This is a genomic window from Streptomyces sp. NPDC045022, assembly GCF_056432605.1.
On the sequence record NZ_JBWKIR010000004.1, the window covers coordinates 449,876 to 460,849 of the forward strand.

Here is a 10,974-nt window from a genome sequence, read left to right on the forward strand (position 1 = left end):
GCTGCGACAACGGCTGCGGCAACCCGGCGCAGCGGGCCGCCAGCACCCTGCGAGCGGACGACAAAACGGCTGTGAGGGCCCTGCCGACGCGCGTCGGCAGGGCCCTCACAGCCGTCTCGATGGCGGTCTCCGCCTGGTTCAGGCGGGCCTGCGGGCTGACCGGGGTGAGGCGGGACAGACCCTAGGCGGCCGAGTCGAAGGCGCGCTGCCGCTGTGTCCTGCGGCGCGCCGCCTCGCCGGCGGGCCGGCCCTGGCCGGCGCGGCCCCGGCGGCCCCGCGACGAGGAGGACTCGCGGCGGGGACGTTCCGCGGCCGGCGCGGCGATGACGACCGGGACACCGGACGGAGCCTGGGCCCCGGTGATGCGGTTCAGTTCCGTTTCACCCGGACGTACCTGGGTGATCCGCGGGCTGATGTTGGCCGAAGCCATCAGCCGGGTCATGCCGCGGCGCTGGCCGGGGGTCACCAGCGTGACGACGCTGCCGGACTCGCCGGCGCGGGCGGTACGGCCGCCACGGTGCAGGTAGTCCTTGTGGTCGCCGGGCGGATCCACGTTGACGACCAGGTCGAGGTGGTCGACGTGGATCCCGCGCGCCGCGACGTTGGTCGCCACCAGTACCGTCACATGCCCGTTCTTGAACTGGGTGAGGGTCCGCGTGCGCTGCGGCTGGGACTTGCCGCCGTGCAGGGCCGCGGCACGGACGCCGCTGCTGAGCAGGTGCTGGGTCAGCCGGTCCACCGCGTGCTTGGTGTCCAGGAACATGATCACTCGGCCGTCTCGCGCCGCGATCTCGGTGGTCGTCCGGTGCTTGTCCGCGTCGTGCACGTGGAGTACGTGGTGCTCCATCGTGGTGACCGCACCGGCCGACGGGTCGACGGAGTGGACCACCGGGTCGCTCAGGTAACGGCGGACCAGCAGGTCGACGTTGCGGTCCAGGGTGGCCGAGAAGAGCATGCGCTGCCCGTCGGGACGCACCTTGTCGAGCAGGGCGGTGACCTGCGGCATGAAGCCCATGTCGGCCATCTGGTCGGCTTCGTCGAGGACCGTGATGCCGACGTCGTCCAGTCGGCAGTCGCCCCGGTCGATGAGGTCCCTGAGCCGCCCGGGCGTCGCGACGACCACCTCCGCGCCGGCGCGCAGCGCACTGGCCTGCCGGCCGACGGACGTCCCGCCGACGACGGTGGCCAGCCGCAGGTTCACGGAGCGGGCGTACGGAGTGAGCGCGTCGGTGACCTGCTGGGCGAGCTCACGGGTGGGGACGAGGATGAGGGCAAGGGGCTGCCGTGGCTCGGCACGCTGTCCCGCCGTACGGGCCAGCACGGCGAGGCCGAAGGCGAGGGTCTTGCCCGACCCGGTGCGGCCACGGCCGAGCACGTCCCGACCGGCCAGGGAGTTCGGCAGGGTCGCCGCCTGGATCGGGAACGGTTCGGTCACGCCCTCGCGGCCCAGCGCGGCCAGCAGCCGCGCCGGCAGATCGAGATCGGCGAACGCCTCGACGGCGGGCAGCGCCGGCGTGATCGTCTTCGGCAACGCGAACTCGCCCTGCACGGACTGTCGCTTTCCGTAACCCTCGGAACGGCGCGGAGCGCCGGAGCGGCCGGCGGCCGAGCCGCCGCGAAAGCGATCATGTGTGCGGGGCGTGCGTGTGCGATTCATGCGGAACCTTCCTTGATGCGGCGCGTACAAGGAATTCCCGCAGCAAATGAGCGGCGCAGAGAATCGCGAGAACGAGCCAAAAGATGATGTGGGCCATGCCCAGAAATGCGGCGAGCTGGGGCCCGCACCCCAAGGTGCGGGTCCCAGCTGCGAAGTACTACGCGTGGTGCCGGATGTCAGGCGGGGACGATGTTCTCGGCCGTCGGGCCCTTCTGTCCCTGCGCGATGTCGAACGACACCTTCTGGCCTTCCAGCAGCTCGCGGAAGCCCTGGGCGGCGATGTTCGAGTAGTGGGCGAAGACGTCGGGGCCGCCGCCGTCCTGCTCGATGAAGCCGAAGCCCTTTTCGGCGTTGAACCACTTCACGGTGCCAGTAGCCATTTCATTTCTCCTTCGGAGGCGGTGTCGGGAATTCGCCCTGTGCGGATTCCTGTTGTCGCCGTGATGATTACCCCGTCGGAAAATGAACCTTCTGGCAACCACACCTGCAACTGACGTCGACAGTAGCACGGTGCGATCGGCCCTGCGTGGTCGCCAATTCCGATCCCGTCGGCAGTCGAGGGAATACTCGCCGTGCGCCACACCTATTTCTCATGTCGCGGACACAGATATTGCTACCCGCGGGCGCGTGTTCCTGCCGCGCCTTTCCGCCGCAGCGCCATGACCTCCGGCGATGGGGCAGGCACCGCCACCCTCTGCGCCGGCGGATCGGACACGGTGAACGCACCGGACCCCCTGCGCGACGAAGGTCACATCACCCGTGCTTCGACGAGTGCCCCCTCGCCGCCGTCCCGACCGGCGAGGCCGCCGCAGCCGTAGTACCCCGGTACCACCCGTCCGGCGGCGTTCGGTTCCCCGGTACCACCGGATCCGGAGATCGCGGTCTTAGCGTGAGGGAGGAGGCGTCGGGCGTGCCGGGCGCCGGAGCCCGAAAGCGAGGACGCGAATGATCGAGGCACAGCAGCTCACCAAGAGGTACGGGGAGAAAACCGCCGTCGACGGTCTGGACTTCACCGTGAGGCCGGGCACGGTGACCGGATTCCTCGGACCCAACGGAGCCGGCAAGTCCACGACGATGCGCATGATCGTCGGCTTGGACGCGCCGACGCGCGGCTCCGTCACGGTGAACGGCCACCGCTACGCCCGGCACCAGGCGCCGCTGCGGGAGGTCGGGGCGCTCCTGGAGGCGAAGTCCATCCACCCGGGCCGCTCGGCCTACAACCACCTCCGCGCGCTCGCGCTGACCCACGGCATCCCGCGCCGCCGGGTCGACGAGGTCGTCGAACTCGCCGGTCTCGGCAGCGTCGCGAAGAAGCGGGCCGGTGCCTTCTCCCTCGGCATGGGACAGCGGCTCGGTATCGCGGCGGCCCTGCTCGGCGATCCGCGGACCGTGATGCTGGACGAGCCCGTCAACGGGCTCGACCCCGAGGGCGTCCGCTGGATCCGGAACCTGCTCACCTCCCTCGCGGCCGAGGGGCGCACGGTGTTCGTCTCCTCGCATCTGATGAGCGAGGTGGCGCTGGTCGCGGACCACCTGATCATCGTCGGACGGGGACGGCTGCTGGCCGACACGAACGTGCAGGACCTGGTACGTGCGGCGGGAGGCGACACCGTGCACGTCGCGACGCAGGACCCCGCCCGGCTGCGGGACGTGCTCGCCGGGCCGGGCGTGGAGATCACCGGCCGCGTCGGCACGGAGCAACTACAGGTCACCGGGGTGTCCGCCCGCCAGATCGGGCTGAAGGCAGCCGAGCACGGGATTCCCCTGTTCGAGTTGACCACGAAGGAGGTGTCGCTGGAGGAGGCATTCATGGAACTGACCAGGGACGCCGTGGAGTACCACGGCTCCGCGACCGGCACCGACACCTCCGGGAGCGCGGCATGAGCACCCTCACGGCCACACCCGAGAGCCCCGAGTCCGCCCCGGCGGCTCCGGCTCGACCCGACCACCGGGTGACCGGACGGCGCGTACTGGCCTCCGAGTGGGCCAAGCTCTGGTCCCTGCGTTCCACCTGGATCACCCTCGGCCTCGGCCTGCTGTTCCTCGTGGCCTTCGGCGTCATCGCGGCGAGCCACTACCGGTCCGGGATCGGCTCCGGCCGGCCCCTGGAGCGCGACCTCGCGTCCGGGACGGCGGTGAGCCTGTCCCTCTTCGGCACGAACTTCGCCCAGCTCGCACTCGGCGTGCTCGGCGTGCTGGTCACGGCGGGCGAGTACTCCACCGGCGCCATCCGCTCCACCCTCGCGGCCGTACCGCGCCGGCTGCCCGTGCTGTGGTCCAAGGCGGCGGTGTACGGCCTGATCGCCCTGGTGGTCGGTGTCGTCGGCGCGTTCGCCGCCTTCCTCGTCGGCAGCCGGATCGTGTCCGGCACGCCCGCCGCCATGGGCCTCGGTCACGCCGGCGTCGTACGCAGCCTGCTGGGCGCCGGGCTCTATCTCGGCCTGGTCGGCGTGATCGGCACCGCCCTCGGAGCGCTGCTGCGGTCCGTCGCCGGCGGTATCTCGGTGCTGGTCGCCGCCCTCATGCTGGTGCCCGGACTGGTCTCCCTGCTGCCCGCCTCGTGGCAGGGCGACATCACCCCCTACCTGCCGAGCCACGCGGGCGAGTCGATCTTCGCGCTGACCCATGACTCCACCACCCTGTCGCCCTCCGCCGGGCTCCTGGTCTTCCTCGGCTGGACGGCATCGGCGCTGGCAGCGGCGGCCTACCGGCTGCTGCGCAGCGACGTCTGAGCGGCGACGCCCCGCATCATGGTCCGGTGACCTCCGTGACCACCGATGATCTCGGCGGAATGGGGCCGCTGGTCGCCCGGCTCGGCCGGGCCGGCCGGCGGCTGCGGCACGCCGACCGGGCCCGTCCGTGGGTGCTGGACACCGCCGTGGTGGTCCTGGTGGTCCTCATGTTCTGCCTGCCGGATCTGCTGCACGGCAGCCATGGGGACGGCGACGGCCCGCGCCGCTTCCGCCTGGCGGTCACCCGGTTGCCCACGCCCGGCATGCTGGTCCTGCAGGGCGGGCTGGTGCTGCCGCTGCTGTGGCGGCGGCGGGCGCCCGCGGTGGCCTTCGGCGCCGTCACGGCCGTGTTCGTCGCCCAGTGGTCCCTGGGCGCCGCGCTCCGTGCGGACGTCGCCCTCTTCGTCGCCCTGTACAGCCTGGCCCTGCACGGGCGGCTGCGGCAGCTGCCGTGGGCCTGTGCGGTCATGGCGGGTGCGCTGGGCCTGGTCGCGGCGCGGGTCTCGGCGGTGGTGCCGGTCGGGGACGCGCTCTTCTTCCTGCTCAGCACGGCGACCGCGGCCCTCGCGCTCGGCCTGGTGATCCGCATCCGGCGGGCTCAGCTGGCCGGGCTGCGGGAGCGCGCGGCCCGGCTGGAGACCGAACGCGATCAGCGGGGCAGGCTCGCCGTCGCGGCCGAACGGGCGCGGGTGGCCCGCGAGATGCACGACATCGTCGGCCACAACCTGTCCGTCATCATCACCCTCGCCGACGCGGGTGCCTACGCCACTGCCGTTGCCCCGGAACGCGGCCGGGAGGCCCTGCGCCTCATCGGCGACAGCGGTCGTCAGGCGCTGGGCGAACTGCGCCGGGTGCTCGGCGTGCTGCGCGAGGCGGACGGCACGCGGGGCGACGCCGAGCTGAGCCCGCAGCCCTCTCTCGCGGACATCGACGCGTTGTGCGCGGGGGTGCGCGCCGCCGGCCTCGATGTCGTCTACCGGACGGCCGGTGACGTCGACGCTCTCGACAGCGGGGTGCAGCTGACGGTCTACCGCATCGTGCAGGAGGCCCTGACCAACACCCTGAAACACGTCGGCGCCGGCGCGCGTGCGAACCTGGCGATCGCCGTGGAGGACACGCGGCTGACCGTCACCGTCCAGGACTCCGGCCCGCCCGCCCCGGCCGGCCGCCCCCGCACGGCGAACGAGGAAGGGCACGGCCTGGTGGGCATGCGGGAGCGGGCGGCGCTCTACGGCGGGTACGTCAGCGCGGGCCCCGCGGGCACCGGCTGGACGGTACGGGCCGACCTCGACCTCACCCCCCAGGACGGTGCCCGGTGACCACCGTGCTCGTCGTGGACGACCAGCCGCTCCAGCGGTACGGCTTCCGCATGCTTCTCGACTCGGTGCCCGGGACGGAGGTGATCGGGGAGGCGGCCCACGGAGCCGAAGCCGTGCGCAAGGCCGCCGAACTGCGCCCGGACGTCGTCCTCATGGACGTCCGCATGCCGGGCATGGACGGCATCGAGGCCACGCGCCGCATCGTCGCCGCCGGCGACCGCTCCCGCGTCCTCGTCCTGACCACCTTCGACCTCGACGAGTACGCTCATGCGGCCCTGCGCGCCGGAGCCAGCGGATTCCTTCTCAAGGACGCCCGCCCCGAGGAACTCCTCGCCGGCATCCGCGCCGTGGCCGTCGGCGACGCGGTGATCGCACCCGCGCTCACCCGCCGCCTGCTGCACGAATTCGCCCGTCTCGTGCCGGCCGGCGGCGACGGCTCCGCCGAGGATCCGCGCCTGAGCGCCCTCACCGACCGCGAACGCGAGATCCTCGTCGCCATCGGCAAGGGCTGGACCAACGGCGAGATCGCCACGCGTTTCGTGCTGTCGGAGTCCACGGTGAAGACGCATGTCGGCCGCGTCCTGTCCAAGATCGGGGCCCGCGACCGCATCCAGGCGGTGATCTTCGCCTACGACCACGGCCTGGCCCGGCCGCACCCGGACTGACCGGCGGCCCGGCCACGGTGGCGGCGGGTCCGCGGCCGCCGGTCAGGATGCGTTCAGGTGTTCAGTGGCACGGTCGCTTCCATGACCTATGAGACGGAGACATCCGCGATCCCGGCCGGTGAGCCTGTTGCCCCGGCGGGGCACCGCCCGCGCTGGAACAAGGTGCCCGAGGTCACCCTCTACTTCTGGATCATCAAGGTGCTGTGCACCACGGTGGGCGAGACCGCGGCCGACCTGCTGAACGAGAAGGCCGGCCTCGGCCTGACCGGAGTGTCCGTGCTGATGAGCGCGCTGCTGGCCGTGGTGCTGGTGGCGCAGTTCCGCACGAGTGCCTACCGGGCCGGCGTGTACTGGCTCGCCGTCGCGCTGATCAGCGTCGTCGGCACGCTGGTCAGCGACAACCTCACCGACAACGTGGGGGTGCCGCTGGAGACCAGTACGGCGGTGTTCGCGATCGTCCTCGCGGTCGTGTTCGTCGTCTGGTACCGGCGCGAGCGGACGCTGTCGATCCACGACATCGACACCACCGGCCGCGAGGCCTTCTACTGGCTGGCGGTGCTGTTCACCTTCGCTCTGGGCACCGCCGCCGGTGACCTGGTCTCCGAGCGCATGGGTCTCGGCTACTGGCTGGCCGCCGTGCTGTTCGCGGCGGCCATCGCCGCGGTGGCCGTCGCGCACTTCGCCCTGGGCCTGGACGTGGTGTGGAGCTTCTGGATCGCCTACATCCTCACGCGCCCACTCGGCGCGTCGATCGGCGACTATCTCTCCCAGCCGACGGGTGACGGCGGCCTGGGCCTGGGCACCGTGCTGACCAGCGCGCTGTTCCTGGCGGTCATCCTCGGTCTGGTCGTGTACCTGGGCGTGACGCGCAAGGACGTCACCGGCAACCAATCACGAAGAAAGGGGTAAAAGCCCCAAAATGGGGCACTCTTGGAGTGCACATCACTACTCCGTGGGGAGCGTGTACCCATGTCAACGGGAACGCTTCTGGCAATCATCATCCCTCTCGTGGTGGTGATCGCTCTGGCCGCCGTGGCGGCCTCGATGCTGATGCGGCGCCGTCGCCTCCGTGAGCGCTTCGGGCCGGAGTACGACCGGACGGTCGAGGGAGCCGACAGCCGGCTCGCCGGCGAGCGTGAGCTGAGGGCTCGCGAGCGGCGCCACGACTCACTGGAGATCAAGCCGCTGCCCCCCGGATCCCGGGACCGCTACACGCGGGAGTGGACCAGCGTCCAGCAGGAGTTCGTCGACCGGCCGGAGGACGCGGTGCACGACGCCGACCGGCTGGTGACCTCCCTCATGCACGAGCGCGGCTATCCGACCGAAGGGTTCGGCCAGCAGTTGAAGGACCTGTCGGTGGAACACGGCGCCACGCTGGAGCACTACCGGGCCGCACACGAGGTGGAGTCGCTCTCCACGCGCAGGCGGGCCACGACCGAGCAGTTGCGGGGCGCCATGGTGCACTACCGCGCCCTGTTCGACGAGCTGCTCTCCGACGGCGGCGGCCGGTCGCAGCCCTCCCCGTCCTGACACCGATCACCATGCCGCATGGAGGAACGCCATGCACAGCAACGAGGAAACGAACCGTACGGCCGGCCTGTCCACCGACGACCTCGCCCAGCCGGCCGGCACCGGGCCGGAGTCGACGTCAGCCGGAGCCCCCACCTATCCAGGTGAGAGCACCGAGCCGGCGCAGGCCGAGCAGCCGGGCGGCGAGTCCGCCACCGACGCGACCGGTACCGACGTCCCGAGCGAAGCCGGAACGTCAGGGGGTTCCGGCACCTCGGAGGACGAAGCCCCGCAGCTGCTGACCGACGACGAGGAACACGGCTTCCGCGACCGCTGGCAGGACATCCAGAACAGGTTCGTCGACGACCCCCGTGAGGCCGTGCACCAGGCCGACGCCCTGGTCGCGGACGTCATGCAGACCCTGGCCTCCACCTTCGCGCAGCACAAGAAGGACCTGGAGGCCCAGTGGGGCCAGGGCGAGCAGGTCGACACGGAGGAACTGCGCGGGGCCCTGCGCCGCTACCGTTCCTTCTTCAACCGGCTGCTGAGCACGTAAAGGAGCCCTCCCGGAGACGGCACTGTCCCCCGCTGGGAACTTCCCCGGCAAGCAGGGGTGAGAGCACATTGGGGCTGCTCCCATACGGGGGATGGGGCATCGCGCACGGCATCCGAGGACTCGCCATCCCGGGCCGCGCGATCACGTGTGTCTCATGAATGACGGTCGGCTCGCTTGTGCAGGGACCGTAAAACGCGTGGGTGCCTGGGCTTCCAGGGCGCCCTGACCACCAGCAACTCCGGGCAGGAAGTCCGTGGCCTCCTCGTCGCCTGGCGCAGCAACGGCTACTCCTGCGTCCGAGAACGGTTCCAGCGAGCCGTCGACGAAGGCGACCTGCCCCCGAGACCGATCCGGGGCTGCTGGCCCGCTACCTCACCACCTTCGCCTACGGCATCGCCGTACAAGCCGCGAGCGGTGCCGGCCGCGGCGAACTCCAGGAAATGGCCGACGCCGCCCTGCGCTACCGGCCACTCCTCCAAGACGTCCCACGGGACAGTCGTCCCTCGGCCGTTGGTTCACTTGCCGGGTTCCGGCCCGTACCACTGGAGCGCCTGTCCTGTGACGGCGGCGATGCGTTCGAAGTCCCGGTCGCGGTGCAGGAGGGTCAGCCCTAGCAGTTCGGCCGTGGCGGCCACCACGAGATCCACGGCTCCGGCACTGCGGTGCTGTCCGCGCTGGGTGAGGACCTCCTGGACCTGCCAGGCGCGGCCGTAGGCACGGTCGTCGACCGGCACCCAGCCGAAGAGCAGGCGCAGGTCCTCGATGCCCTGTGCACGGTCGGCGGCGGAACGGGCGCTGTAGAAGAATTCCAGCTCGGTGATGGGGCACGTGGCGATGAGTCCGGCTGCCGCCGCCTGGTCCCAGCCGTACTGCTCGGCGTCGCCGCGCAGCAGGCGGGCGAGGGCGCTCGTGTCGATCAGGAATTGCGCGGCGTTCACCGACGGTAGTTCCCCTTGTCGTCAAGGAGATCGAGATCGAAGGCGCCCTCGGCCGCCGCCGCCCGCAGGCGGGTGAGCGCCAGAGCACGCCGCCGGTTCTCCAGCACCTCGCGCAGCGCGGTGTTCACCGTCTCCTTCTTGGTGCTGGTGCCCAGGGCCTTGGCCACGTCGGCGACCAGTTGATCGTCGAGGTCGATCACCGTGCGAGTCATCGAATACACCTCCGTGGATATAAAACTTGTCATCAAGTATATACGCCGCTGTCGCGACTGCTCCTGTTCTCGGGTGTCTCGGTGCCGGTGCGCCTGTGGCTGCCGCGGCACCCGGCCGGTGCGGGGACCACGTCCTTTTCCTGGATGACGACGTCAGCCCCGCCATCGACGCTTACCTGGCTGCTCGTCAGGCTGGTCCCCACGCTCCTGGCCGCGGTCGCGAAAGAGTCCGCCGCCCAGTCCCTTGCGCTCACGTCCGAGCGCGTCGACTCACCGTGCTCCCGCGCACCAACGTCTGCTTTCCCGCGACCCGGTGACACGCCTCCCGACACGCACGGCGGAGATCTCATGCACCGCAGCAACCCGGCCGCCTCGCCATCGCCGATCCCGGCATGCCTGCCGGCCGGTCGCGACTTCGGGCCGGGGAACTGGAGCTGACCAGTTCCTCACACGCCTCCTGCAGTCTGACGATCATGGCTTCATCAACTCGTCGCCCTTCCGTACGCCGGTGCCTTCGTGCCTCGGCCGGCAATCGACAAGCGACCACCTCTACAACCCGCGGTGGCAGTCGTCCCGGGATACCCGCCGCCACCCTGGCCCTGCTCGTCACGCTCACCGGATGTGGCGGAACGGGGACGGGCGTCATGACGGCCGACGACGGCCGGTCGGCGGCCGTGGGTGCGCATGACGGACCGGCCACCGTGTCCGCCACCCCCGGCACGACCCAGGCCAGACCCGGGCAGGCGTCCTCCAAGAGCACCGGCCCCACGCGGCTGCCGGGCCTGGGGCCCCGGACGCTGGCCCGGATCCCCGGCAACGCACGCCAGGTCGTCCTGGTCACCGGCCGGGGCAAGAACTCCTCGACCTCGCGGGTGGTGCTGTACCGGCGCACCGGCGCGGGCTGGGAGCCGGGAGCCACCTGGCCGGCTCACAACGCTCTCAAAGGCTGGACGGACGACCACCACGTCGGCGATCTCCGCTCACCCATCGGCGTGTTCCCCCTCACCGACGCCGGCGGACTGCTGCCCGACCCCGGCACCAGGCTGACGTACGACCACGGGCGCGGATTCACCATCAACGGCACCGGCTACGAAGGCGAGCCGCTCGCGGGCTCTTTCGACTACGTCGTGGCGATCAACTACAACCACAAGCCCGGCACCTCCCCCCTCGACTGGACCCGTCCGCTCGGCGCGGACAAGGGCGGAGGCATCTGGCTGCACGTCGACCACGGTGGCCCCACGCACGCCTGCGTGAGTGTGGCGAAGCGGCACATGAAGGAGCTGCTGCGCGCCCTCGACCCCGCCCAGCACCCGGTGATCGTCATGGGCGACGCCGCCTCCCTCGAACGCTGACGGGAGCAGTGGGAGGCGAAGAGGAAGAGCGCCC

12 protein-coding genes are annotated in these 10,974 nt (G+C 71.2%); 8 read left to right on the forward strand and 4 right to left on the reverse strand.

All coding sequences use genetic code 11. The annotated features are described in order from the left end of the window. Nucleotides 1-181 precede the first annotated feature (181 nt). Both AC07C1_RS10940 and AC07C1_RS10945 read right to left on the reverse strand, forming a co-directional pair. A complete protein-coding gene (locus tag AC07C1_RS10940; RefSeq protein WP_478938372.1) occupies nucleotides 182-1,657 on the reverse strand; it encodes a DEAD/DEAH box helicase in 1,476 nt (491 codons plus the stop codon). A 176-nt stretch (nucleotides 1,658-1,833) separates the two neighbouring features. Beyond that, nucleotides 1,834-2,037 carry a cold-shock protein gene (locus tag AC07C1_RS10945; RefSeq protein ID WP_030342329.1) on the reverse strand — a complete coding sequence of 68 codons (204 nt, stop codon included), beginning with the start codon at nucleotides 2,035-2,037 and terminating at the stop codon, nucleotides 1,834-1,836. Between the two features lie 565 nt (nucleotides 2,038-2,602). Here AC07C1_RS10945 and AC07C1_RS10950 point away from each other — a divergent pair. The 7 genes from AC07C1_RS10950 (at nucleotide 2,603) to AC07C1_RS10980 (ending at nucleotide 8,438) form a co-directional block, all read left to right on the forward strand. Then, on the forward strand, nucleotides 2,603-3,541 hold the full coding sequence (locus tag AC07C1_RS10950; RefSeq protein WP_478938373.1) for an ABC transporter ATP-binding protein: 939 nt from the start codon (nucleotides 2,603-2,605) through the stop codon (nucleotides 3,539-3,541). Continuing rightward, on the forward strand, nucleotides 3,538-4,389 hold the full coding sequence (locus AC07C1_RS10955; RefSeq protein ID WP_478938374.1) for an ABC transporter permease: 852 nt from the start codon (nucleotides 3,538-3,540) through the stop codon (nucleotides 4,387-4,389). Before AC07C1_RS10950 ends, AC07C1_RS10955 begins: the two co-directional genes overlap by 4 nt. A gap of 35 nt (nucleotides 4,390-4,424) precedes the next feature. Beyond that, on the forward strand, nucleotides 4,425-5,708 hold the full coding sequence (locus AC07C1_RS10960; RefSeq protein WP_478938424.1) for a sensor histidine kinase: 1,284 nt from the start codon (nucleotides 4,425-4,427) through the stop codon (nucleotides 5,706-5,708). Continuing rightward, complete coding sequence (locus AC07C1_RS10965; RefSeq protein ID WP_478938375.1) at nucleotides 5,705-6,373, forward strand: response regulator; 669 nt, start codon at nucleotides 5,705-5,707, stop codon at nucleotides 6,371-6,373. Before AC07C1_RS10960 ends, AC07C1_RS10965 begins: the two co-directional genes overlap by 4 nt. An 81-nt stretch (nucleotides 6,374-6,454) precedes the next feature. Beyond that, nucleotides 6,455-7,282: a COG4705 family protein gene (locus tag AC07C1_RS10970; RefSeq protein ID WP_478938376.1), complete on the forward strand. Its 828-nt coding sequence runs from the start codon at nucleotides 6,455-6,457 to the stop codon at nucleotides 7,280-7,282. Between the two features lie 60 nt (nucleotides 7,283-7,342). Next, nucleotides 7,343-7,903 (forward strand): hypothetical protein, encoded by a 561-nt coding sequence (locus AC07C1_RS10975; RefSeq protein WP_478938377.1) that lies wholly within the window; start codon nucleotides 7,343-7,345, stop codon nucleotides 7,901-7,903. 31 nt (nucleotides 7,904-7,934) lie between these two features. Then, entirely contained in the window at nucleotides 7,935-8,438 is a 504-nt protein-coding gene (locus AC07C1_RS10980) for a hypothetical protein (RefSeq protein ID WP_478938378.1), read from the forward strand. Between the two features lie 515 nt (nucleotides 8,439-8,953). Here the strand turns inward: AC07C1_RS10980 and AC07C1_RS10985 are convergent. Both AC07C1_RS10985 and AC07C1_RS10990 read right to left on the reverse strand, forming a co-directional pair. Next, nucleotides 8,954-9,376, reverse strand: coding sequence for a PIN domain-containing protein (locus tag AC07C1_RS10985; RefSeq protein WP_478938379.1), 423 nt, complete (start codon nucleotides 9,374-9,376; stop codon nucleotides 8,954-8,956). Beyond that, on the reverse strand, nucleotides 9,373-9,588 hold the full coding sequence (locus AC07C1_RS10990) for a type II toxin-antitoxin system VapB family antitoxin (protein ID WP_478938380.1): 216 nt from the start codon (nucleotides 9,586-9,588) through the stop codon (nucleotides 9,373-9,375). Before AC07C1_RS10990 ends, AC07C1_RS10985 begins: the two co-directional genes overlap by 4 nt. 644 nt (nucleotides 9,589-10,232) lie before the next feature. Here AC07C1_RS10990 and AC07C1_RS10995 point away from each other — a divergent pair. After that, the gene (locus AC07C1_RS10995; RefSeq protein ID WP_478938381.1) at nucleotides 10,233-10,940 is read left to right on the forward strand and encodes a hypothetical protein; all 708 of its coding nucleotides are present in this window, start codon (nucleotides 10,233-10,235) and stop codon (nucleotides 10,938-10,940) included. The last annotated feature ends 34 nt before the right edge of the window (nucleotides 10,941-10,974 follow it).

Bases quoted from the DNA above. Each gene is read 5' to 3' on its own strand.
- AC07C1_RS10940 (WP_478938372.1), bottom strand. From the start codon at position 1,657: ATGAATCGCACACGCACGCCCCGCACACATGATCGCTTTCGCGGCGGC.
- AC07C1_RS10945 (WP_030342329.1), bottom strand. From the start codon at position 2,037: ATGGCTACTGGCACCGTGAAGTGGTTCAACGCCGAAAAGGGCTTCGGC.
- AC07C1_RS10950 (WP_478938373.1), top strand. From the start codon at position 2,603: ATGATCGAGGCACAGCAGCTCACCAAGAGGTACGGGGAGAAAACCGCC.
- AC07C1_RS10955 (WP_478938374.1), top strand. From the start codon at position 3,538: ATGAGCACCCTCACGGCCACACCCGAGAGCCCCGAGTCCGCCCCGGCG.
- AC07C1_RS10970 (WP_478938376.1), top strand. From the start codon at position 6,455: ATGACCTATGAGACGGAGACATCCGCGATCCCGGCCGGTGAGCCTGTT.
- AC07C1_RS10975 (WP_478938377.1), top strand. From the start codon at position 7,343: ATGTCAACGGGAACGCTTCTGGCAATCATCATCCCTCTCGTGGTGGTG.
- AC07C1_RS10980 (WP_478938378.1), top strand. From the start codon at position 7,935: ATGCACAGCAACGAGGAAACGAACCGTACGGCCGGCCTGTCCACCGAC.
- AC07C1_RS10990 (WP_478938380.1), bottom strand. From the start codon at position 9,588: ATGACTCGCACGGTGATCGACCTCGACGATCAACTGGTCGCCGACGTG.
- AC07C1_RS10995 (WP_478938381.1), top strand. From the start codon at position 10,233: ATGACGGCCGACGACGGCCGGTCGGCGGCCGTGGGTGCGCATGACGGA.